The sequence below is a fragment of the Natrinema gelatinilyticum genome, assembly GCF_024266705.1.
GTDB classification, from domain to species: Archaea; Halobacteriota; Halobacteria; order Halobacteriales; family Natrialbaceae; genus Natrinema; species Natrinema gelatinilyticum.
In genome coordinates this window covers 405605-428653 of record NZ_CP100756.1, presented here as the reverse complement: position 1 = coordinate 428653, position 23049 = coordinate 405605, and the positions used below count along the sequence as shown (strand labels likewise).

Here is a 23049-nt window from a genome sequence, read left to right as displayed (position 1 = left end):
GGAAGCCGCCTGTGGAGTCTGGAACCGTCCGCAGAACGCCAACAGCGTTCTGCCGGGCCGCACGAGACGCTCCGTGTCTTGTGGACGCTGTGGGGACGTTCCCTGCACGTTCCGACACCGAAGCAGGAAGCCCTGTCCGTAACAAGCGAGGGCTGGGTAAGCCCGAGCGCGGTAGGGCAGGGTAGTTCACTGGCCCGTTTCACTGCCTCCTAACCGGGACGAGATGTCATCGCGGCAAAATATCTGCTATATTTCAACTGCACCGATCCAGCGCTCAGTGCCGTGGACTGGACAGAACGATCGATGATTCCGTTCACATCTCGGGTCCATGCACCATCCGCACGTACACCACCGCTGCAGTGACTGGTCAGGAATCGTGTGTCGACACAGCGAACATCTCACCCTCATGGTTCATGGTATGATTTAACACAACATAGCTGTTTGCTCAAATTCCGCGCACTGTCCCGGTAGGGGAACACGTGCGTCGTTGCGCGATCCGCGTGTCGACGATCCGTCCGTGTCGAGCGATTCGTATCGTGGCGGTGATCCGTTCGACGGATGAGATACGGTGACCATCGGGCGAGGAAAGCGGCTTGCCTCGAGTGCGTCGCCCGGCATCGTCGGCGCGTCGCACAGGCTGTTCGAGGGGTCACGGACTGCTCCCGGTCCGGTCACATCGAGGCACTCGGGTCGCTTACAGCCGTTCGGTGGAACGGCCGACACGGGGTAACCGAATTCCGGGGTGTCACCCCTCAGTACACGAGTTCACCGTCGGAAAAGAGTTCCCGTTCCGTCCGTCTCGCCTCCGGCCCCTCCTGGACGAGGGTCGTCCCGGTCGCGGGTCCCGAAAACCGATCGGGATCCGGGTCGACGCGCTCGAGCAACGCCGAGAAGACCGAGCCTCGCCGCCCGCCAGCGGCGACGATCCCGCCGTACTTCCGCTCTTCGAACGTCGTTTCGTCCGGGTGGGGAAACTCTTCCCGAATGATCTGGGACGTCTCACGAAGGTATGCGGCCGCTCGCTTCTGTGAGTACAGGCTTTCTTGGTAATACGTCTGGGCGTGTTCGTCCGGCAGATCCTCGGTCGAGTGTTCCGGCGACTCGTAGTGGATCGACTTCTGCGTGCTGTACCCGGTCGCGAATCGGATATTTACCGTGACACAATCGGGATAGCGAAGGATGAGCGGAGAAAACAGCATTTCCGTGATAGTGGTCCGCTGTTGGATCCGCCACAGGCCTTCGGAGTAATACGTGGCGAGCGCCCCCGTCGGATCGTCGCGTTCGCCGCGGTTGTACGCCATCGCGGCCTCCTCGAATTCTTCACCGGCCACGACTCGAAACTGCCGTTCGACGCTGTCCGCGATCCGCTCGAGTTCCGCGTCGTAGGCGTCCAGCAACGTTACGTCCGGATCGGCAAGCAAGTCCGCCTTTCGGTCCCGTGCGTCCGCCAACGCCATCATATTCTCGTGAAAGACCCGTTCGGCCGCCGCGTCAGGAAGTGGTGTTCTGACCGCCCGTCGGTGCAGAACCCTCGAGTTACCGTTGAATCGGTCCTGCTTCCCTTTCATGGGACTGCATTGGCGATACTGTTTGATAACCGATGAGGCCACCTGATAAAAGTCGATCATTTCAGCGGAGGTGTGTGTCCGCGACGATGACCATTCCCTCGCGCGGAACGGGGAACGACCGTGCTATCCTTCGAGTGTTCGAGACGCACGATCCGGTGACCGATGCTTGCCGCCGAGCGTCGGAAGGGAAAACGAAGTCGAGGTCGGAGGCGGACCGAAGGCTTTTAAGACCGCATACTCGCTCTTACTCGATATGATCCTCTCGGATGCGGACATCATCGAGCGCCTCCAGGCCGGCGATCTCGTCGTCGAACCGCTCGACGACCCAGAACTGCAGATCCAGCCTGCGAGTATCGACCTCCGTCTGGGGCGGGAGTTCCTCGAATTTCAGCGGACGAACATCCCCTGTATTCACCCCAACTCCGAACAGGAAGTCGACGAGTACGTGACCGAAACCCTCGTTACAGAGAGCGACGACTTCATCCTCCATCCCGGCGATTTCGTCCTCGGCACGACCCACGAACGCGTCGAGATTCCGGCGGATCTGATCGCACACGTCGAAGGCCGTTCGTCAATGGGACGTCTTGCCGTGGTAGTGCATGCCACAGCTGGCCTCTGTGATCCCGGGTATCGGGGGCAGATCACCCTCGAGCTCTCGAACCTCGGGTCGGCACCGGTCGCGCTTACGCCCGGGATGCGGATCTCGCAGCTCACCTTTACGGAGCTCAAAACGCCGGCCGAACGGCCCTACGGCAGTGAGCGCGGCTCGAAGTATCAGGATCAGGACGGGCCGCAGGCGTCGCGCATCCAGAGCGACGACGAATTCGGCGGCGACCAACTCGAGCGCGACGAGTGATCGGCGGGACGTTCGCCCTCACCGGCGACCAGCTCGAGGGGTGACCACGCCGGCATGGGATTCAATTCTCGCCGCCCGTAACCGCTGGTACTCGCCGTTGCGCCACGGCACCGCCACTGTCTCGGATGGCGTTGTCAGGCTGCGAGACGGCGACCGCACGACGGCACAGGGCGGCGAAACGGCGGTGATTCCGGCCGATTTCTCTGACGGCGATCGGTTCGTCGAGGTGTTCGACGGCGTCGGTGCACTGCTGCGATTTCCGATCGACTGACGTCCGCTCGGCTTTCCGCCGGCCAGGTGGGGCCCGAACCGGCGATCACGTCGACCATTACCCCACGCGTTGCCCGGAAGCGCATCGTCCGTTGCTGGAGGACCGACCGGAATCTGGCGCCGTCTCGACTGGCACGGCGAAGACACAGGCGGTGTCTCCGGATCGCGGCGCTGAAACGGTTGCTACTCTTTCGGGACAACTCGATTCGAGTGGCGAGTGATGGCCATCGAGGTGCACACACGGAGTCGAGCGGATCACGGTGGGCACGCCGAGTACCGCTCAGTCTAGCTTCAACCACGAACTTGTGAGCACATCATCCTCCGATCAAACTGCCAGTTCCAACTCATTTTTCTGAAGCCCTGCAAGATACACAGAATCCATGAAAATCCCGCATCTAAGTCCCTGAAGCGTGAACAAGTTACAGGGACTGGCTGAGACCGTAATTCGCGCGGTGCATCAAGCACGTCACACAGAATGGTCCGAGCCCGTGATAAGACGCGGAATCTTGTGCCATCAAGCACGTATAGGAGGATCTCTTGTTCACGCATCAGTCCCAACGGAGGCGTCCTATGTACCTCGGAATAGACACGCACACACGATACTCGCAAGTTGCCGTCGTGGACGACGACGGCAACTTGCAAGACGAGATTCGCTTGCCAAACGATCGTCTTGACGAACTCGCCGAACAGTACGCCGGTGGCGAAGCTGCGATCGAAGCATCTGGTCACTACCGCCCGGTGTACGAGATGCTCGACGAGCATCTCGACGTTACACTCGTTAACCCATCAAAAAACAGGGTCATCGCCGATGCGACGGTCAAGACCGATCGCATCGACGCTAAACGACTCGCGCACATGCTTCGGGCGGATATGCTCGCTGAGAGCTACATCCCGTCGGACGAGATCCGCACGTTGCGGGATCTCGTCCGAACGAGGAAGGCGCTGGTCGAAGAACGGACAGCAGAGAAAAACCGCGTTAGAGCCGTCCTCAAGCGCACCGACAACGCCTACGACAGCGAGTTGTTCGGCCCAACTGGGCGAGAGTTCCTCGCGGAACTCTCGCTCAGTGAGGCTGATCGAACGATCGTTGAGGCACACCTCTCCGTGATCAATGAGTACGACGCGCAGATTGAGAAGCTCGAAGAAAAAATCGAGCAGAAGACACTGGAATCGCCAGCAGCCCAGCGGCTGCTGTCGATTCCGGGTGTTGGACAGTCCACGGCTGCGTTAATCGTTGCAGAAATCGGTGAGATTGATCGGTTTGACCGGCAGGAAGAACTGGTGAGTTACGCTGGACTCGATCCAATGGTTCACCAGTCCAGCGATATGGAAGTCCATGGAAGCATCAGCAAAGAGGGCTCAGCGCCACTGCGCTGGGCCCTCGTCCAGTGTGCTCATGTATCCGTCCGGTACGACGATTACCTCGGCAACTTTTACACACGGTTGAAACGGCGGAAAAACCACCAGATAGCGATTGTTGCAACAGCTCGGAAGATGCTGGTCTCCATCTTCCACATGCTGAAGCGACAGGAATCGTACGATCCACCGGAGGTGAGTGCCTGAGCGACGGTTCACGTCGCTCAGGCACGGCTTGCTTTCGTCCGCACAGCTACCGCTACCGCAACAAGAATTCCCCCGCCTGCCGGGAGGTTCTTTCTCTGAAGTGGCCGCCGTCAGGTGATTTCGCAGCTGTGTTTGGGTGAGCTAGCAGTTCACCCAAACAATTATTGTCAATGGTGTGGGATGGATCGGTGCGGGATTTTCATAGGAGCGCGAATGCAGCACGAGTCAGAGGCGATTATCGAGGAGTGGTGAGTGCTCAGTGTAGGCACTGTCTGGCGACTCAAATCTCGTAGCCTCTAGCCACGACACACAACTCGATTATCCGCAAGGTGGAGAGTAAGATGTGATATGGCGCTGCAGTATGGCGAACGGAAGGACTGTGAGACCGCTACGAATGCGTTGGCTGGAGAAGGCGCATCGTCAGAGTTTCACTTGGCAACATGGTACTGACGCGCCAGTCATAATCGATCTGTTAGATTTTGAACATGTTCTTATATGACGTATTTTGGAAGTCACCTGAAGAAGATATTTTATATAGTATAATTTCTTCTTATACGGGCTTCGTCACAGTCGTGTCACCCATATCGTGAGTCAAAGTATGGTTGCGAAAGTGGCTTCTACCACCCAGCAAAAAGATAAGCCGGAGTACAAGGTTAGTCGTTGGACACGTAGACGGACTCTCGTCCCGTATATGCTCTGATTTGGTCGATAAGACAGTAGTGTCAGTGAAAAAAGAAAATAATGTTCGTCTTTCGGAATGGCCTCCATACTTCATCGCCGCCTCGAACTGCTTTCTTGCGAGATACTATATGCACATATTAAGTAACCATAGCCGCCTCAGATGGTGAATATTCTTGAACTCGGAAACAGTGTCGCCAGGTCGATATCGGTTATGGATGGTAATTGAAACAAATGTCTCTGTTTAATACCAGGGTCGGTTCCCATGGCTGTGGGCAGTATCGACTCAGCGATACGCGGACACGAGTCGGCTGCCCGGATGTACCGATGCCAGAACCCGATCCAACCCTAAAAGAGGCACGAGACTCGCGTCGAGGAATGATGCGATGCTAGCCGAAATTCTGAGCGGCGCTGCACTGCTTGGATTGACCGGCGCCACGACTGCTCAGGGACGTCGTCGCGGTGCAGGCCGAGGCGGCAGCGGTGGCAACCCGCGGAGTCAGCCTCAGAGCGCCCGAAAAGGGAGAGGGAACTAGGTCGGTTCCAAACGATCACGAACACGCGAGCAAACAGAGAAAGAGAACCACGTATACATGAAACAAGCACTTCGAATCCTCCTCGTCTTAGTAATCGTCGCAACGGTACTGGCGAGCGTGGGAGCGCCGCAAGTAGCCGCAGACAAACCGAAACACCATCCACAGTCCAACCACTGTGATAACTACAAAGGCGGTGATGGTCCGAACGCTGGCCCGAATTCGGGCCCTAACTGTCCCGGCAGCCAAAAGGGGGGCGCCATGACGCCGTTCTTGATTCTGGCACCACTGGGACTGCGGGGAAAAGCGCTTGAATCGCTGCTCGACTAACACTTCGGTGCTATTTTCTTCGGTCGGGCGTATGGATAGTACCCTCGTAGCGTTCAAACGACTACTATTGAACAGCACGCTCTCCAGCTGATCAATACGCAGGTCGATTAATTGGCTGATTCATCACAAATCGCCCGGAATAAATGATGCCATTCTGCTGAACTCATCCTCTAAGTCTTGCACGCCGTTACTGTCAGTTCACAGTTCAAATCTGCCACTGCACGGATGCTGATACTCACAAGTCGAAGGTTGAAACACCACTCAGTATCATTCGAGGTCCCCTGGCCTTGCGGAACGAGCGAGGAGGGCAGGGTCGTTTACGAACGCCGCTCGCCGATCAGATCGCGCAGGTGGCCGGGGGCATCGAGCAGCGAGATTCCGAATCCGAACAGGACCATCAGGACGTAAACCCCGAGCGTCGACGTCCAGACGACGAACATCGCGAGAATCGCCCAGCCGCCCTCGAGGAAGTAAAATGCGCCGATGGACATGGCTGTCCCGTATAGCAAGACGATGTATGGCCCCCAGTCGCGCGCGTGGCCGCGGCGAATCCGTTTTCGGACGTAGCGTTTGAGTTCGCCCTCGAGGGATTCTTTTCTGACGGTGCGATCTTCGACGTCGTCCTCGAAGTCGTCGATGCGGTCGCGCAGCCGCTCGATCTCTTCGCGCAGCACCTCGGGATCGTCCGCCCGATCGTGCGTCCGAGCGCCCGCGTGTCTCGTCGCTGCGCGGTCGGTCCCGCGGTCCTCCGTGGCTCCCTCGTCGGCACCCGTGGCGTCGTCGGTCATCGCTTCTGTCGAGACCTGTCGTCCGCTGGGACTTTGTAGCTGCCGATCCACTTCACGGGAGGCGAGCACTGCATTCAGAATCGCTCCGAAGACGAGGAGCACCGCGCCGACGTAGAGCCAGACGAGGACGAGGAATACGGCCCCGAGCGCGCCGTATACCGTATATTCCGTGACGAGATTGGCATACACCCAGAACGTTTGGCTGAGGCCGAACCAGCCGACGGCGGCGACGACCGCTCCCGGGATCGCCTCTCGGACGCCGACGTTCGCGTCCGGAAAAACGACGTACAACGGTAAGAACGTCGCGACAAGCCCGATTACGACGAACAGCTGGCCGACGATCATCATCTCGAAACCGGGGACGAACCGGAGCAGGAATTCGAGGACGCCGACGAGCACGAGGCCGAGCGAGATGACGAGCGCGACGATCGTCGCGTCCCAGATGCTGTCGAACAATGATTTCGATCCCGCAGTGCCATAGACCTCTGAAAAGGCTCGATCGAGACCCCTCAGGACGCGACTCGATCCCCACAGTAAGCCGAAAATACCGACGACGGTCGCCCCTTGACGATTGGTCTCGTCGAAAATAGTCTCGGCGAGCAGTTCCCGGGCCGGCGGCGTAAAAACGTTGTCAACCGCCACCATGAGTCGAGCGGCGAGGGCCTCTCCACCGATAGACGCGGCGATACCCAGCGCGAGCAACACCAGCGGGACGAGCGAGAGAAACCCGTAGAATGCGACGCCGGCTGCCAGCAACGTCATCTGTTCGTCCCTGGCGAGCCGGATGGCCCGCTCCGTCAGCTCGAGTCCCCGGCTGTGATCGATCACGTGCTCCATTCGATCCGCGCCACATTATGCCCTCCCTCGGCACGAAGCGCCGCCGGATCGAGACGGCGTTCGATCGCGCTCAGATTCGTGATTTCCCTCGTGTTGGGTTCCGCAGTCCGGTCCCACGAATCGGTCGTATCCGGAGGTAACTTCGACGCCGGTCTCGATCGGCGAATTCACGTCCGGTCTCGGGCGATTGGACGCGGCGCATTCCGCACGGTCATCGCATTAGGACCCGCACTCGAGGGGTCGTCGACTCGTATTCGCGATTCATCGCGGCCCCATCGGCGACGCGGTATCGAGACCCCCGAGTGGCCCGCGTCGAACAGATCTAATCCGTCCCGCTTTTCCATCAGCGCACGAACTATATCGCATGGAACAACGACGCTGCCCAGACTGCGGCGTGTCGATGGAATCGGTGTCCGTCCGCGACGGCGAGGGCATGAAGCCGTCGATCGCGACCGGAAAACGCGACGGACTCTTGGGCAAGATCGGCTTCCAGAATTCGACGACGCTACAGGGCGTCTGCTGTCCGGAGTGCGGGCTCGTCCGCCTGTACGCCAGCGCGGAGTGATCGCGATCAATCGAGGGTTTCCTCGGTCGCAGCGCGGATCTCGCCGACGCTCGCGTCCGTCTTGAACGTCGTCCCGCCGTAGTGGGCTCTCGAGGCCGCGTACCCTGCGTCTCGCAGGTCTGTCAAGAAGTCGTCCATCGCGTTGGCGGGCAGCCCCCAGTTTCGACAGAGTTTGTGCTGATCGTAGTGCATCGGCTCGTCGAGTTCCGCCTCGAGCGTCTCACAGAGGTCCCGTGCGGTGTCTGCCGTTCCAAACGCGTCCGGAACTCCCTCGCGAACCCTCGCGACGAACGACCGGTCCCGTACTGGGCCGAGCCAGACGGGACCGGCAGTGAGCAGCCGCGTGCCATCACAGTGGGGACAGCGCTCGAGCGGATCGGCGATCAGCCCCCGATCGGTCTCTCGGAAGAGGCAGTCTTCGCAGTGGTAGACGTAACCGAGTTCGTCGATCGCCGCATCGGCCGCCGTCGCTTTGTGCTCGAGGTCGAGGTAGGTCCGGACGTAGTGGCTGGTCGCGTGGGTCAGGATTGGTTCGACGCCGACGTCGAAGCGGGCGGCACTACGTGCGAGCGCTGAGATGAGGATCCGCACGCCCATCTCCGCGTGGTAGTCCGTATTTCGCGGCACCGCGGAGTACGAGCGGACGCCGCTGTTGAAGTGTGCGCCACAGAGGGGCGCAGTGTCGGTCGCGGTCACACAGAGGAGGTCCCGACAGGTGGCGAACGCGGCGTCTGTGAACGGCATCGGCGTCCCGTAGGGATCGAGGTCGATCACGTCGAACGCGGACTCGTGCATCAGGGCGTTGACGTTCCGCTGTTCGACCGTCGCTTCGACGCCGTTCCGATCGACGTTCTCCCGCGCGAGGGAGACGGCCGCCTCGTCGACGTCACAACAGGTGACATCCCAGCCGTCCGCTGCGGCTCGGACGCCGCGGACACCGCTCGCCGTCATCGCATCCAGATACGTCGTCGCGCGCTCCTCGCGACGGCGATACGCTCGGAGCGTCGCGATCGTCAAATCCCGGTTTAGTTCCTGTCGTGGATTGTAGAACACCGCCTCTTCGATCCCCTCGGTCTGCTCGCCGGGAACCTCGAGTTCGATCCCGCCCTCGGTGACGCGCATATCACGTCTCGTCGGTAGCGCGCGAAAAGCAGTGTGGTCTCGCGCGGACGATTCGGAGCCGATCCGCTTTCGGCAGTCGCTGGGCCCGGTCGCGATAGCCGGTCGGCCACCCGTAAGTGAGGAGAGGAAACGGTAGTGCGATAACGGCGTCGGAGGGACTCCGGCGGTCCCGATGGCCCACTGCACATCGACACGACCGAATCGGTCGCGTTGGACAACCAAACCAATTTTACAGTTCGGGACACAGTTCCTGTCGTGTCGGAGGCCAATCCCGTCGAACGATGGCAGGCTGCCCTCGAGGAAGCCGGCGAGTTGACGCCCGAGGTCGTGGGCGACATCTCACGGATTCACGGTGACCGCGGGGTTCGCGCCATCGAGGCGGTGGGCGAAAACCGCGTGAAAGCCTATCGCGACTTCACGATCGTAGTCGGCTACGACGACGAGTACATCGTCGAAGACGGGAACTGCACCTGCAAAGACAGCGAGTACAACCTGGACGACGACGACCCGACCGAGCGCTGCTGGCACTCGCTAGCCGTCGCGATCGCCCGACGCGTCGGTCACGTCGATTACCACGACATGTGGTACTCGGACGTTCGTGAACTGCTCTGAGACCGTCGCATGACCCGATTTCCACTCGTAGCACTCGTACTCGTTGGACGATCCATTCATCACTCGGCTCGCCGTCGCGCGATGGCGCGCGCCGATCTGCGCCAAGTGGGTCCGAGGCGCAGGCCAACGTCGTGCGAGGGATGAGCGAGTGAGCGGCTGTGAGCGAGCAGTCGCGTTGGACCGGCGGTTCTGTGACCCGGCAGAACGTGTCGAAGGCCGCGTGCGGTGAAATCGGCTGCGGAGGGCGTGGTTATCACTCTGTTGTCACACCAGCGGGGCGTATCTCGCTTCAGTTCTGGTGCCATCGATTCCGGTCCCGTTCACCCTGTGAATCGTTCGATATCGTTCGCCACCATTCGTCTCGAGGCCGTCGCCACGACCGCTTTCACACCGAGTAGGCGGGGTCACTGCGGGGAACGGAATCGACTGAATCCACCGCTAATAGAGCTACAACCCTCATTTTGCGAGTTCACCACTTCTTCAACGGTTAGATAGTGTCAACGCCTGAAGAAAACGGCCTACAAGATGGGGGTGCATTCAGCGGGCGACCAGTGATGAAACCGCCATTCTTCTCAGGATTACTGATCACGGCCGAGTTAGGCGAGATCAATCGGTTCGACGAAGACAAACAGGTAGTGAGCTATGCAGGGTTGGATCCGACCGTCCGTGAGTCAGCCGACTCGCGGACGGAAGTGAGCATCTCAAAACGAGGGAACAGTCGGTTACGATGGATCCTCACATCTGACGAGAAGGGAGGAGGTGGACGTGAATCTACAAAACTACAGCGAGAGCGCCTCGGGGCGTGACCCCGAGGGTGAATCGGGTACGCTTTAGTAGCGTTTCTAACGTGTTTAGAGCTGCAGTTCGGCGAGTTACAGACCGTACTTCGTCGTACCTGTGCACAGGTGCGGAGGAATGTGGCTCTCTCAAAACCCACGTCTTCGGCGTGGTGCGACGGACGCCATCGGGCCGTGGTGGAGCGGCCGACCCTCACGGACGCACCGGGCGTTCGGGTGTTACTTCCAGCCGACCCGGTACGGGGAGGTCGAGGGGAATTACATTCGCCTGCGACAGCATGACCCGTTTTGGGACGTGCGGTCAAAACGGTGAAGCCTCGGGGCTTGTCCCCGAGGTACTTCACCGTGCTAAAGGACGGCAGGACCTTTTGACACGAGCTCGGCTATCGGTACCACACGACCAGTACACTCACCATCACCAACACACCGACCGTGACGAGTATCCCGCCACTCCATGCCGATTTGCTGAAGATACCCACACCAACTGCCGTCGTCGCAACCCCTCCTAACATCAACAAGAACCCCCATACGACGTTAGGAACGAATCCGAGCACAAGGTCGAAGACTCCCTCAAATACTGTATCAATCATGTATTCAGGAATTTATATCCTTGAGTAGCTTTCTAGTGAACAAAAACGTACCGATGGACTCGACGGAAGTGCCGATGTACGGAGAGTACAGAGGGCCTCCGGTCGCCTCTGCGGAATGAGGCTCTCCGGGTTCGAGTCCCTTCCAGCCCGATACATGGAGCTAACCCCGCACAGTGCGATACGAGTCCACTGACCGATATGCGCTTTGTATCTTGCAGAGGTGTAGCGAGCTATCGATTTTCTGTCGGTAGGTGCGTAGGAGATACAGAGGTGGGGTCAGCAGCGTACGACCGGGGATCGAACCTATTTGCTCCCGGCCGAGGCTTTTCTGGAGCAGTGGCACAATGCGAATCATTGCTAAACCTCATTGTCAGTGAACCCAGACCAATCAGTTCGGATGGAGTTCGGTGAAGTTAAGCGTGTATGGGATTAACAGGCAGTATGGACGATGAATCGGAGCGGCCAAACGCTGGAGATGACCTGCGCCGAAACGTCAAGGCCTACATCCGAAAGGCGCATCCACCGCCGGCGGAAATTCTGGAGTTGAACTTCGTTTACGAGGCGCTGGCTCATCCGAGACGACGCTACCTCTGCTACTCGCTCCTCTCGAGTTCTCGCTGGACGCTCACGGAATTGGCGACGAAACTCGTCGCCTGGGAGCGGGACATCCCCGAAGAGGACGTTGCCGAGTTCAACCGCGACGAGATGTACGTCTCGCTTCACCACGCCCACGTCCCGAAGTTAGTCGATTTAGACATCGTCGAGTACGATACTGGCGGCGAGGAGGTCATCATCGCGAGCACAAACGCCCCGCAGGTGCTCGCGGCCCTGCAAGGCGCCGGGGCGAGTATCGACGTGTTACAGGAAACACACGCACGGAGTAATTACAAACAGGAGTGACCACTGATGGATGAGAAGCGATCTGATTCAAATCCCTCGACCGAAACCGAGGAGAAACCCACTGAGACTCCCGCTGCCGACGACACGCTTGAGGCAAGAGTACCAAATGGAGGCTGGACGTTCGTGACGCAGGCCCACTACGACCCCGACGAACCCCGCGATCTGACCACAGTGATCATCGGTGCCGTCGCGGAAGCCGAGGACGTCCCCATAACCGAGCTCACGAACCCGCCCCTCTACGAGGTGGTGGACATTACAGGCATCGACGACGCCTTGTTCGGGCGCCCCGAGGCCAACCGGAACGGCACGAATTCGATGGTCGAGTTTCGGTACAACGGCTACAAAGTAAGCGTCGAGGCGGACGGCTGGGTGACAGTCTCCGACCGCTCCGAGGACTCAGCAGTTGACGGCGAGTAAGACGGACGCAGCATCGATCAATCTTGCGAGACACGCGCTATCTATTCACCTATGGAAATTCTGCTGGTTAAACAAACCACGTTTGCTAAGATAATTCTTCGGGCGACGAGGACTTGCTGTAATTTTCGAGCGTAGAATCGACAACCTGCGAACCGATTGCTACTGTAACAGCCACCAGGCGGGAGACTTCTTGGTAGTGAGAGCAGTCGCTAACGTTACCCACCAGCCGGCCAATGAGCGCCGCCCCGGCGGCGCTCAGGCACTCACCCCTGGTGGATCGTACACCTCCTCACGGTCCAGCATATGATACATTGAAACCAGCAGCTTCCGAGCGGTTGCTACAATCGCTGTTTTCGAGTTCTTCTTTCGGGCTAATCGGTTGTAAAACCGGCTAAGGTACTCGTATTCGCACGTATGAACCGCTGTGTACGACGCTTGAACAAGCAGCCACCGGACTCGTCCTGATCCTCGCTTCGAGATGCTTCCCTCAAACCGCGAGTCGCCAGACTCGCGGATTATCGGGTTCAACCCAACGTAACTTACGACCTCCTTGGCCCGGTCGAACCGTGCGATCTCTCCCAACTCCGCGTAAATCGTCAACGCCGTAAAGTAACTCACACCAGGAATCGTCATCAGGAGCTGGGTCTCCTTCAGAGACCCAGCCCGCACCTCGATCTCCGCTTCCAACGACTCTATCTGCTCGGTGAGCGCCTGAATGAGTTCCAGATACGACTCCAACAACGTATCCCACGGCGCCGGGAGCGAGAGTTCCGCCAGGAACTCTCGTCCCTCCACACTCAGCGGTTTCACCTCCTGAGTGATCCCGTGATCACTCAACAAACCGTGGATCTTGTTCGCATACTCAGTCCGGTTCTCAACGAGCTTCTGGCGCCCGCGCACAAGTGCGCGGGCTTGCCGAACCTCATCGGTTGGGACGTAGCTTTCAGGGATTGAGCCCAACCGAACCATCCGAGCGAGTTGTTTCGCGTCGACGCGGTCAGTTTTCTTATCTGAGTCGGAGATCAGTTTTAATTCGCCGGGGTTAGCGACGGTCACATCCAGATACTCTGAAAGCGTATCGTGGATGTGGTAATAGTTGCTGGTCGCTTCAAGCGCGGCTTTTGACCCAACGTACTGCTGGGCAAAGTCGTCGAGGTTCGCGTTTTCGACGCGAACCTCTTCGACGATCTCACCGCTTTCGTCCAATACTGCGATTTGTGAGTACCGCTTGTGTACGTCGATTCCAATGAACATTGGATTCACCTCGGAACGCTGGTGCGTGAAACAGAGATTCACCTATGCGGGCTTTCCCGACTGCCGCTCCTGGCGGCAGTCGGGCTGTACTGCCCAGGACTCGGCTTCCTACGCACTCGGACCAGTCAGCAGCACGTGCTCTCGGGCACGGAATAGATCTCGGTCTCTTGCGTCCCATACTTGTTTCACGCTCTTATGGGATAGCAGAATTTCCATCGAGTCAGCATCGTCTGAGCGTTCTACTCGAATCGCTCAGGAATGGTGTGAGATCTAGAGGATGGAAACAGCACATCGACCTCGTTTATTTCGCGTCGGAATATTAGCTGTAATTGAGGGCGCTAAGCTCCCTTCTGCTCACGGCGACGCCGTTCGCATGGTCAGCGGGACCGACGGTCCCGCGCTATCCTCAGCGAGCGAAGCGAGCAGGGAGGGGAGACAGCGCCCGCACGTCTTGTTTTCGTGTGAATCGGCACCCTTATTATCTCTTCGGTTGAAGGTGGTATTAAGATGCTCACCACGCTTCCGGCGGTGTTCAAACGCGACAACAAGCGTGCATCGTCGGTTGTGGCCGAGTGTCCAACCGGTAGGAGTGGGACACTCCGAACCACCTGTCAAGGGAAGTCGCCTGCGGAGTCTGGAACCGTCCGCAGAACGCCGTAATGATCAAGATAACTTTTGCAAATATGGACTGAGGAATTGATCGATCCAGGACTTGGCAAATCCGAGTCGATCGGTAAGGGTGTCAAAGAGACGGCGAGCGAGAGTTCGGAACGCGCTCTCGCTCGCCACCACGATTGGCGAGGCAGTGCGTTTGAGGACTTTCCAGACCTGTTCAATCGGGTTGAGATGCGGTGAGCCGACCGGAAGAAAGACGAGATCAATACCGAGTTGATGTGCGCGTTTGCGCGTGTGTTCACAGATGTGAGACGAGAAGTTATCCAAGACGAGCAGAATCCGCGTTCCCGGATTCTGCTCGCGGACTTGCTCCAAGAGCGCACAGATGTTCTCTTTCGATTGATCTTCAGGGAACGTCAGGACACTTTTGCCGTTGAGCGTATAGCATCCGACCGCTGGTTCGTCAAGCTTCACCAGCGGTCGTTCCAGTGTCGGATCATCAACGTACCACAGTCGATGCGAATTGTCGTATGGTTGTGGATGCGAAGCATCACAAAAACCGACGACAGTTCCCCCATCCGTGCAAATATCGTCGTCGAGGACCCATCCTTCGTCCTCATCATCAGGACGCTTGTTATGTGCCGTCTCTGTCTCCTCGTCGAACGCGTCTGCGACGCGTTCTTCGAGGATTTCATCTGCGTTTTCTGGCCGAGAGGGGCGCTTTGGACGTGGTTTAGCGTAGGACAGTCCGAGATTCCGGAGGAACCGACCGAGATAATCCGGATGGTACTCTACACCGAACTCTTCGTCCAAGAGCTGATGAACTTCCTGTGCTTTCCAGGGTTGCCCCTCCCGGAGAAGTTCTAACAGACGCTTTTGTTCCTCGTCACCGAGCTTCGGGGGCCTTCCGCCCCCGAAGTTCGGTGTCAACTGACTAAGTCCGCCATCGTTCCATCGACGCGCCCAGCGACTTCCAGTCGACGCAGATTTGCCAACGTCGTCGGCTGCTTCCTCGTACGTTGCTCCCTTGTAGAGACGTTTGACAAAGGTGAGTCGCTTGATGATCTTTGGATCGTCTGCTTCGTCCAGCAGACGATCCAACTCCTGCTCACTTAGATGACGAACAAGATCGCCTCGCCGGTCTCCTCCCATCACTCGCCCGTCTCAGTCTATGCCCATAACTTCCGTCACTCATTATGGCGTTCTGCCGGGCCGCACGAGACGCTCCGCGTCTTGTGGACGCTGTGGGATCTGTTCCTGCACGTTCCGACACAGAAACAGGAAGCTCCGTCCGCACCAAGCGAGGGCCGGGGAGGCCCGAGCGCGGGAGGGCGGAGTAGTTCACAACGGTCGCACTCGCGTCGTTGCGACTACTCAGTGGCGCAGATCTCGACGAAGTTCCGCAGAATCTGCAGTCCCGTCTCCCCGCTCTTCTCGGGGTGGAACTGCGTGCCGAAGACGGTGCCCGCCTCGTTCGCGACGATCGAGGGGAACTCCCGGTCGTACGCCGTCGTCGCGACCACCGCGTTCTCGTCGTCGGGAGCGGCGTAATAGGAGTGGACGAAGTAGGCGTAGTTCCCGTCGACGCCCTCGACGAGCGGGTGCTCGCGTTGGACCTCGAGTTCGTTCCAACCCATGTGGGGAACTTTCTGGCCTTCGGCGAATCGAACGTTCGTGCCGGGAATTAGATCCAGGCCCTGCACGGCCGATTCACCGTCGGTTTCGCCCTCCTCGCTCGTCGTGAGTAGCATCTGCATGCCGAGACAGATCCCGAACAGCGGCGTGCCACTCTCGGCGACCGCGAGGAGGTCCTCGCGAAGCGGATCGGCGTTCTCGACACCCTCGCGGAACGCACCGACGCCTGGAAGGACGACGCCGTCGGCCGCGGTAAAAGCGGCAGGGTCGTCGGTGATCTCGACGTCGGCACCCGCGCGCTCTAAGCCACGAGTGACGCTACGGAGGTTTCCCAGCCCGTAGTCGACGATGACGACGGAGGCGAGCGTTTCCTCCGGTGGAGACGAGACGGTGCTCATACGTCTACTCGGTGTGGCCGGTTGAAGTGAATTACCTTTCGGGCAATCGGTCTCGGGGGCGGCCTCGGCACCGTCTACAGTCCGTTGCTGCCGGTCGAATACCATCGACGGAGTGTTGCTCTCGGCCCGACTACCCGCCCGCACGCAGCAGCCACACCACACCCATGACGATTACCTACACACCGATCGGATACGTTCGCTCACCGCACGACTCCCCCGAGGACGTCTCCTACGACGAGGTCGACGAGACGACGGGCCAAATCGTCCTCGAGGAGCAATACGCGGATGGTCTGGAGGGGATCGACGACTTCTCTCACGTCGTCATTTTCGCCCATCTCGACGAGGTCGATGAGTACCGACTCACCGCCCGACCGCCGCACGCCGACGACCTGGAGGTCGGCATCTTCGCGTCGCGGAGCCCGCTCCGACCGAATCCGATCGCCCAGACCACCGTCGAACTACTCGATCGCGACGGGACGACGCTCCGCGTCAGGGGACTCGATCTCGTCGACGGGACGCCCGTTCTCGACGTGAAGCCCTACGTCGGCTCGATCGACGACGATCGCGTCTCACTCGGGTGGCTCGAAGACCGCTGAAGGGTGGCGGCGGACGACACTCGGCGACCGGCCGCGAGCGGGTGTTTCCTGGCGACCGACGGTCTCGTCCAACCGCCGGCGAAATTTCGCCGTCCGCCGTCAAAACCCGTCGAGTCGCGTCTGCCCGCTTTCGGCCCCATCGACTCCCGCGAGATCCGCCGCCCGCTCGAGGGTCCGCTCGAACGTCTCGAGTTGACTCCTGTCGTACAGCGTCGCGGCCGGATGGAGACAGAGCAACACTCGATGTGGCGTGGCGTCGATTCGGATCTCCTCCACTTCGCCCGCTTCCTTCGTCACTGCGACCGAACGCTCTACGAGGTGTTCACTCGGGACTTTTCCGAGCGTCACGATCACTTCGGGATCGAGCAGTTCGATCTCCCGTTCGAGGTAGCCCCGGCAGTTCTCGAGTTCGTCCGCGGACGGATCGCGGTTCTCCGGCGGTCGACAACGAACGCAGTTCGTGATGCGGACGTCCTCGCGCGCGAGTCCGACGGCCCTGAGACCGTCGTCGAGGACGGAGCCGCTCCGGCCGACGAACGGCTCGCCCTGCTCGTCTTCGTTGGCTCCCGGCCCCTCGCCCACGAACAGGAGGTCGGCGTCCCCGGGGCCCGTCCCATTGACGATCCGGCTTCGGGAGTCGACGAGCGCCGGACAGCGGCGACACTCCGTGACGCGGCAATCCTTCATTTGACCCATACGTGTGGCTCAGGCGGCCGCTTCCTACCTCTTTCGACTCGTCCGTCTCGGCCGCTGCCGGCGACTCTCGCTCGGATCAGGTATCCGGGCTAGCGTCCGCCGGTCCAGCGTACGAATCCGCGGCTCGAGCCGCGAGTCGCGCAATGCGGATCGGTTCCGGTCGGCCGCCCTCGGGCGTGAACGCGCCGACAACCGTACCTGCAGCGTCAGGCTCTAGGCCAACGGTTCTGACGTAAACCGTTTCCTCGTTGACCACCAAGTCGTGTCGGTCGGGCAGTGCTCGGTAGGTCTCGAGGCGAGTTGCTAGTTCAGCACCCGAAAAGGCGTCCCGAAGACCCGCCGCGAGCCCGCTGGACTCCTCGAACGTGATGGCCAGCACGGGTCGGTCGGCGGCCTCGTGAACGCGCGAAAGATCGAGAAGGTTGTACCACGCCGGGGCGACAGCGCCCAGCAGGACGTACCGGACGTCCGGCCGGTCCAGGTCGCCGATGAGGGCGACGACGGCGTCGGTCGCATCGGTGCCCCCGACGGTACAGGCGCCGTAGGCCAACCCGTCACAGACCCGGTCGGAGCGAACGACGGCACCGGCCAGCGTGCTTCGGTCGCGGCCGGGGCGGTACGATTCCGCGATACCGAGCGCCCGTACCCCGGCTTTCATCAGGTGTCCGGTTCCTCCGTTTCTTCGTTTTTGATCTCTTTGAGCCGGTCGAGTAACTCGTCACTTGACGCCCCGTTTTCGAACTCGATCGTTCCGTCGTGGCTGTTCTCTCCCGATTTCACGGCATCGTCGTCGTCAAAATCAGTGTCGACTTCCTGCTGTTCGGATTCGTCGTAGCTCCCGAATCCCATACAGTGTTCAGTATGGATCTCAGGTTGAAAAATTCCCTGGTTACCCGTTTATTAGGGTTTCCCAATCAGCCAACACCTCCGGAAGAGCGGTCAATTCAGATGGCGGAGTTACTACGTATAAGTCACCCGTCAAATCACCCACTGTCCGGGCGGACGATATGCAGCTCACGAGAACCGGAATACCGGAGAACCGGGACAACGATGACATCGTTTTTGCCATCCCCCGCTGAATGTCCGGGTATGGAAGTATACCACGTCACCGAGGACGCAGAGACGTTCACCTGTAACGCGTATCTCGCCGTCGACGAACAGGCGACACTGGTCGACGCGGGTGCGATGGACGGGGTCGTCGACGAGATCCGCAGCCACACCGACGATCTCGAGGCGGTCGTTCTGACCCACCAGCACGGCGATCACGTGGCCCAACTCGAGACCGTAGTCGAATCGTTCGATCCCGACGTGTACGCCTATGCCGATCATCCGGCGCGAACACACCCGATCGACGACGGGGACACGGTCCGGATCGGTGACGAGGAATTCGACGTGGTCTTCACGCCGGGCCACGCTGACGACCACGTCTCGTTCGTCTCCGATTCAACGCTGTTCTCGGGCGACGTCGTAGTCCACGACGACGGTGCCTTCGACTACGGGAGCTTCGGCCGCACCGACATGGCCGGTCAGTCGCGCGGACGACTCATCGAAAGTATCCGGGAACTGCTCGAGCGGATGCCCGACGGCGTCGAACACATGTACGCGGGTCACGGGAGCGTCTTCCACGGGGACGTACGCGACGTCGTCGAAACGTCCCTGAAGCGTGCGGAGAAACGGGAGCCGAAGTACCCCGACGAATAGTGGCGTTTTCTGGTACAGATTTCTGCTGTGAGCGGTCGGCGAAGCCTCGTTCGCACGCTCTCGACGACGCCGTCGAACACGACGTGCAGGACGTGACGATCGCCGTCGAAACCGTCACGGACGGATTGTACGTCGAACACGATGGATGCGCCACTCCGGCAGCCGAACGGGACCGGATCTTCGATATGACGTACTTCACCAGCAGGGACGGCACGGTGCCCGCATAGCTGATCGTCGAAATCATCGTCACCGCCCCGAACGACTGCGAGGTACTCGGCCTGTTCCCGACCGGTGACGTGACTCCACAAAAGCGAACGCTCGAGAAGTGATCGCTCGATTATGCTGCGCGGGGTTCTTTCGCCTTCGGACGAAGCTTCTCGTAGCCGCACTTTCGACAGCGCGTTGCCCGTGGCGAGTTGCGAGCGTTACAGCGCATGCAGATCATCTTCTCGAGCGTCCGTTTCTCGGCGGCGTCGAAACTGGCCATACACTCCATTTTTCCGTGGAGCATTTAACCGCTGTGATTACGCCGCTGTCCGACGGTGTATGGGCACGGAGCGCGAATACGACCGACGAGGTCACTCCTCGTCGGCCAGATAGTCCGCCTGGACTCCGACGACCTCGCTCGAGTCCGCACACTCGCTGTAGCGCCGCAGCGGCTCTTCGTTGAGCGTCAGGAAGGTCTCGCCCCACCGAAACGGCTCGAGTAGGTCCGCCGCCAGGTCCCATTCGTCGAAAATGCAGGCTGCGCCAGCTAGCGCTTCGGCCGTGGTCAGCCGAAACGGTCGACCGTAGTTGACCGGGTTCGCGGCGACCAGAAAGGGGAGTGCTCGGTGGACCCCACGCATCTCGAACTTCGCTGCCTCCGCGGACTCCCACGAGCAGTCGAGAGCGACTAGCGTCCCGAGTCCCTCCTCAGCGTCGGCCGGCGAGAGCGCTCGCTCGGCGTGGGGATTGAGGACGATTCCGTACGGTACCTGCTTCATCGAACGGTAGAGGGTCGCCTTGTCGAATTTCTCGAGACGACGCGCAGTACACTTCTCCGGGTCGTCGTCGCCCTCGTAGTAGACGTGGCACTCCACGCGTGGGGATAGGGGAAGCCGAGAGAAAAGGAGTGTGGAACGCGAGAGCCTCGACGGCGCGGCGACTATTCGTCGTGGATAGTCTCACCGCGATTGAGTCGCGCAGCGATCGTGAACGTCTGCTCGGCCTGCCGACGGGTTGGGAAGTGCGCAGCCATGTAGCGTGCAGTCGCGACCAGCGGAACGCGCCGTCGTCGCTCGAGATCGAACGCGGGTTCGTCCTCGCGTTTGGCCATCTGCGCTTCTGCGAAATCGAACTGTCGGAACGCCCCTTCGAGGTTCTGGAGGGTGTGGAATTCGGCATCCTCGCGTAGCAGGCCGTGACCGAGCGTCCGCTTCAACCGGCCGGGGTCGCCATTGCGGTCGAAGAACTCGGCAACGAGACGCCCCGCCTCGTTCACTGCGCCTTCGACGTCGAACGTCTCGAGGAGATCGGTGAGGACCGCCTCGGGGTCTCGCCCGGTATCGTTCGCACCGGGATCGGGGATCGGCGTCGGCGGCGTATTGAGGAATCGATCGAGGTACACGTTGATGGCGGCATCGAAGACGCCGCGGTAAAGTTCGATGGCGTCCGTCCGGCGCGTGCTCTGATGGACCGCGTTGGCGTACGTGAACGTGTGGTGGACGGTGTTCCAATCGGCGAACTCGTTCGCGGTACCGAACTGGGCGACGCGAGTTGCGGCGGCATGGGCCACCTCCGCCGCGAGAGCCTCGGTGGTCGCCCCCTCGCGGATGGCGGTCGTAAGCACATCGACGATCGCTTCGGGATCGTCGGACCGGAGCGTCTCCTGGAACGCCACTGGCGGCGACCAGGACCGCTCCGCCCCCTCGCTCGCAAGTTGCTCGAGGCCGTCCGTCGCCGTCACGTCGCCGCCGTAAACGTCCTCGAGCAGCGCGACGAGATCGACAGGCTGTCGCCACGAGGACTGTTCGTCGCTCCTGTCGGCGCTTGCAAGGGGGTCGACCAGGCTTGCCAGCGTCTCGTCGGCGTCCTCCCAGCCGACGTGCTCGAGGCTCTCGAAGGCTGTGTTAGTGAAGTCGAGGACGTGTCCGCTCGAGAGGTAGGGGTGGTCGGTCGCAGCCGCGAGGAGGAGTTCGGCGACTTCGGCCTCCGAACGACCCGTCGCGATGGCCGTCCGGAGACAGCGCTCGGCACCGTCGGCGTCGCGAACCTCGACGCAGTTTCGAAACCAGGATTTCAGCCGGTCGAAGGCGACCTCGTCGGTCGAAAACGACGGCTGATCGAAGGCGGGTGGCTGGTCGGCACAGTCGTCCGCGACGTAGCGGGCGCCGGTGTACAGCGCCCGCTTTCGGTCGTCGGGCTCGAGGTCGTCGATCACGTTCGCCATACATCCCAGGACGGTCAGCCCCGGCCCCCAGCCCGATTCCCGGTAGTGGGTTCCGAACGAGAGGGCCGTCGCCATCGGCTCGCGATACTCGACATCGGCGTCCAACAGCCCGATCGCTGACTTCGCGACGACGAGGCGCAGGTTCTCCTCGAGCCCCGTCTCGAGGCGGTCCGCCCAGTGCTCGTCGGGGGGTAACTCGCGGGACGGGTTCGGGTTCACGTAGACGGTTCCGTCCCGGACTTCGGTCGGATACGTTCGCACGTCGTCAGCCCAGGGATCGAATGTGTCGCCACAGGAGAGTTCGAATCGCGCGTGGTGCCAGTGACAGGTGAGGACGCCGTCTTTGACGCTCCCTTCGGAGAGGGGAAAACCCATGTGCGGACAGCGGTTGTCGACCGCCCGAACCGTGTCATCGTGGTGGAACAGGGCGATCGACGCGCCGTCGACGGTCACCAGTTCGCGGCCCGTCATCTCGAGGTCGTCGAGCGAAACGGTCGCCCGAAAGTCGTCGGCTGTCATACGAACGGTATCGTCCCATAGCGACGTAAGGATACCTCCACCGACGATTCGAGCCAGCTGTCGGACCGGTCAGGAGAATAGCACGCTTTTGGCGTTCGCCACGAAACGGTCCGTATGGCTTCGGCCTCCCTCGTCCGGCGATACTACGACGCGCTCGACGACCACGATTACGACGCGCTCGAGGAGATACTTTCACCTGGGTTCACCCAGCACCGTCCCGACCGGACGTTCGACGACCGCGAGGCGTTCGTCCGCTTCATGCGCGAGAAGCGACCGAACCCGGATACCAGCCACCACCTCGAGTCGGTCGTGACGGCGGACGATCGGATCGCCGTTCGCGGTCGTGTGACCGACGACGGGATGACTCTGTTCGAATTCGCCGACTTCTTCGAGGTCACCGACGGACGACTCGCCCGTCTCGAGACCTACTCTCGGTGACGGCTTGGTTGTACTACTTCCAACGTCTCGACGCTTCGTCCGTGGCTTCTCGAACTGAACGGGGTGGGCACCGTAATCGAACAACCGACGAGCGACGCGTGATTGACGCAAAGACTTTCAGGTCGAGCACCCCATTCCGCGAGTATGGTCCACTGTCCCGAATGCGAGACGACCCTCTCGGAGCGATCGGACATCGAGTTCGTGGAAACCGACGCGACGACCGGCATCTTCGCGGCTTCGAAACGGTTCTACGTCACGACCTGTGCTGCCTGCGGTGCCACGATCGGCAGCGGCGTCGCCGGCGCGAAAGCTGGCGGGGGCGGGGCTGTCTGAGGGGCAA

Annotated in this window: 23 protein-coding genes and 2 pseudogenes; 13 read left to right on the top strand and 12 right to left on the bottom strand. The window is 60.4% G+C overall.

The window, feature by feature from the left end; translation table 11 throughout:
• Positions 1–752 precede the first annotated feature (752 nt).
• Positions 753–1568 (bottom strand): hypothetical protein, encoded by an 816-nt coding sequence (locus NJU76_RS01985; protein WP_254531137.1) that lies wholly within the window; start codon positions 1566–1568, stop codon positions 753–755.
• A gap of 253 nt (positions 1569–1821) precedes the next feature.
• Between NJU76_RS01985 and dcd the strand changes: the two genes are divergently transcribed.
• From dcd to NJU76_RS01970, 3 genes and pseudogenes are all read left to right on the top strand, one after another.
• Positions 1822–2424 (top strand): dCTP deaminase, encoded by a 603-nt coding sequence (dcd, locus tag NJU76_RS01980; RefSeq protein ID WP_254531135.1) that lies wholly within the window; start codon positions 1822–1824, stop codon positions 2422–2424.
• A 148-nt stretch (positions 2425–2572) separates the two neighbouring features.
• Positions 2573–2695, top strand: a pseudogene (locus NJU76_RS26955) (Vms1/Ankzf1 family peptidyl-tRNA hydrolase); the annotation flags it as partial.
• A gap of 569 nt (positions 2696–3264) precedes the next feature.
• Positions 3265–4257 (top strand): IS110 family RNA-guided transposase, encoded by a 993-nt coding sequence (locus tag NJU76_RS01970; protein ID WP_254531133.1) that lies wholly within the window; start codon positions 3265–3267, stop codon positions 4255–4257.
• Between the two features lie 1858 nt (positions 4258–6115).
• On the opposite strand, the gene NJU76_RS01965 is transcribed toward NJU76_RS01970, so the two are convergent.
• Positions 6116–7423, bottom strand: coding sequence for a YihY/virulence factor BrkB family protein (locus tag NJU76_RS01965; RefSeq protein WP_254531132.1), 1308 nt, complete (start codon positions 7421–7423; stop codon positions 6116–6118).
• Positions 7424–7787: 364 nt separating this feature from the next.
• On the opposite strand from NJU76_RS01965, the gene NJU76_RS01960 reads away from it, so the two are divergent.
• Positions 7788–7988: a hypothetical protein gene (locus NJU76_RS01960; RefSeq protein WP_254531131.1), complete on the top strand. Its 201-nt coding sequence runs from the start codon at positions 7788–7790 to the stop codon at positions 7986–7988.
• Positions 7989–7994: 6 nt separating this feature from the next.
• Here the strand turns inward: NJU76_RS01960 and NJU76_RS01955 are convergent, their stop codons facing one another.
• Positions 7995–9110, bottom strand: coding sequence for a tRNA (guanine(26)-N(2))-dimethyltransferase (locus tag NJU76_RS01955; RefSeq protein ID WP_254531130.1), 1116 nt, complete (start codon positions 9108–9110; stop codon positions 7995–7997).
• 255 nt (positions 9111–9365) lie between these two features.
• Between NJU76_RS01955 and NJU76_RS01950 the strand changes: the two genes are divergently transcribed.
• From NJU76_RS01950 to NJU76_RS01935, 4 genes and pseudogenes are all read left to right on the top strand, one after another.
• The gene (locus NJU76_RS01950) at positions 9366–9722 is read left to right on the top strand and encodes a hypothetical protein (protein ID WP_254531129.1); all 357 of its coding nucleotides are present in this window, start codon (positions 9366–9368) and stop codon (positions 9720–9722) included.
• A gap of 566 nt (positions 9723–10288) precedes the next feature.
• Positions 10289–10459, top strand: a pseudogene (locus NJU76_RS01945) (transposase); the annotation flags it as partial.
• A 1091-nt stretch (positions 10460–11550) separates the two neighbouring features.
• Positions 11551–12009, top strand: coding sequence for a DUF7344 domain-containing protein (locus NJU76_RS01940; protein ID WP_254531128.1), 459 nt, complete (start codon positions 11551–11553; stop codon positions 12007–12009).
• A 6-nt stretch (positions 12010–12015) separates the two neighbouring features.
• Positions 12016–12426, top strand: coding sequence for a HalOD1 output domain-containing protein (locus NJU76_RS01935; RefSeq protein ID WP_254531127.1), 411 nt, complete (start codon positions 12016–12018; stop codon positions 12424–12426).
• Between the two features lie 255 nt (positions 12427–12681).
• Here NJU76_RS01935 and NJU76_RS01930 read toward each other — a convergent pair whose 3' ends face one another.
• The 3 genes from NJU76_RS01930 to hisH all read right to left on the bottom strand — a co-directional run bounded on the left by NJU76_RS01930 (position 12682) and on the right by hisH (position 16328).
• The gene (locus tag NJU76_RS01930) at positions 12682–13680 is read right to left on the bottom strand and encodes an IS110 family RNA-guided transposase (RefSeq protein ID WP_254531126.1); all 999 of its coding nucleotides are present in this window, start codon (positions 13678–13680) and stop codon (positions 12682–12684) included.
• A 663-nt stretch (positions 13681–14343) separates the two neighbouring features.
• On the bottom strand, positions 14344–15447 hold the full coding sequence (locus tag NJU76_RS01925) for an IS630 family transposase (protein WP_254531125.1): 1104 nt from the start codon (positions 15445–15447) through the stop codon (positions 14344–14346).
• 218 nt (positions 15448–15665) lie between these two features.
• Complete coding sequence (gene hisH / locus NJU76_RS01920; protein ID WP_254531124.1) at positions 15666–16328, bottom strand: imidazole glycerol phosphate synthase subunit HisH; 663 nt, start codon at positions 16326–16328, stop codon at positions 15666–15668.
• A 164-nt stretch (positions 16329–16492) separates the two neighbouring features.
• Between hisH and tsaA the strand changes: the two genes are divergently transcribed.
• The gene (gene tsaA, locus NJU76_RS01915) at positions 16493–16924 is read left to right on the top strand and encodes a tRNA (N6-threonylcarbamoyladenosine(37)-N6)-methyltransferase TrmO (RefSeq protein WP_254531123.1); all 432 of its coding nucleotides are present in this window, start codon (positions 16493–16495) and stop codon (positions 16922–16924) included.
• A 99-nt stretch (positions 16925–17023) separates the two neighbouring features.
• Here the strand turns inward: tsaA and NJU76_RS01910 are convergent, their stop codons facing one another.
• From NJU76_RS01910 to NJU76_RS01900, 3 genes are all read right to left on the bottom strand, one after another.
• Complete coding sequence (locus NJU76_RS01910; protein ID WP_254531122.1) at positions 17024–17620, bottom strand: uracil-DNA glycosylase; 597 nt, start codon at positions 17618–17620, stop codon at positions 17024–17026.
• A 76-nt stretch (positions 17621–17696) separates the two neighbouring features.
• Positions 17697–18278 (bottom strand): endonuclease dU, encoded by a 582-nt coding sequence (locus tag NJU76_RS01905; protein WP_254531121.1) that lies wholly within the window; start codon positions 18276–18278, stop codon positions 17697–17699.
• Positions 18278–18469, bottom strand: coding sequence for a DUF5786 family protein (locus tag NJU76_RS01900; protein ID WP_254531120.1), 192 nt, complete (start codon positions 18467–18469; stop codon positions 18278–18280). The genes NJU76_RS01905 and NJU76_RS01900 overlap by 1 nt, the downstream gene beginning before the upstream one ends.
• 240 nt (positions 18470–18709) lie before the next feature.
• On the opposite strand from NJU76_RS01900, the gene NJU76_RS01895 reads away from it, so the two are divergent.
• Together NJU76_RS01895 and NJU76_RS01890 are read left to right on the top strand one after the other, a co-directional pair.
• Complete coding sequence (locus NJU76_RS01895; RefSeq protein WP_254531119.1) at positions 18710–19321, top strand: MBL fold metallo-hydrolase; 612 nt, start codon at positions 18710–18712, stop codon at positions 19319–19321.
• The gene (locus tag NJU76_RS01890) at positions 19321–19548 is read left to right on the top strand and encodes a hypothetical protein (protein WP_254531118.1); all 228 of its coding nucleotides are present in this window, start codon (positions 19321–19323) and stop codon (positions 19546–19548) included. Before NJU76_RS01895 ends, NJU76_RS01890 begins: the two co-directional genes overlap by 1 nt.
• Before the next feature lie 110 nt (positions 19549–19658).
• Here NJU76_RS01890 and NJU76_RS01885 read toward each other — a convergent pair whose 3' ends face one another.
• From NJU76_RS01885 to NJU76_RS01875, 3 genes are all read right to left on the bottom strand, one after another.
• The gene (locus NJU76_RS01885) at positions 19659–19808 is read right to left on the bottom strand and encodes a 50S ribosomal protein L40e (RefSeq protein ID WP_254524543.1); all 150 of its coding nucleotides are present in this window, start codon (positions 19806–19808) and stop codon (positions 19659–19661) included.
• A 91-nt stretch (positions 19809–19899) separates the two neighbouring features.
• Positions 19900–20403, bottom strand: coding sequence for a DUF367 family protein (locus NJU76_RS01880; RefSeq protein WP_254531117.1), 504 nt, complete (start codon positions 20401–20403; stop codon positions 19900–19902).
• A gap of 65 nt (positions 20404–20468) precedes the next feature.
• Positions 20469–22271, bottom strand: a complete 1803-nt coding sequence (locus NJU76_RS01875; RefSeq protein ID WP_254531116.1) for a Rieske (2Fe-2S) protein — start codon at positions 22269–22271, stop codon at positions 20469–20471.
• 114 nt (positions 22272–22385) lie between these two features.
• On the opposite strand from NJU76_RS01875, the gene NJU76_RS01870 reads away from it, so the two are divergent.
• Both NJU76_RS01870 and NJU76_RS01865 read left to right on the top strand, forming a co-directional pair.
• A complete protein-coding gene (locus NJU76_RS01870; protein WP_254531115.1) occupies positions 22386–22709 on the top strand; it encodes a nuclear transport factor 2 family protein in 324 nt (107 codons plus the stop codon).
• A 144-nt stretch (positions 22710–22853) separates the two neighbouring features.
• Entirely contained in the window at positions 22854–23042 is a 189-nt protein-coding gene (locus tag NJU76_RS01865; protein WP_254531114.1) for a hypothetical protein, read from the top strand.
• The last annotated feature ends 7 nt before the right edge of the window (positions 23043–23049 follow it).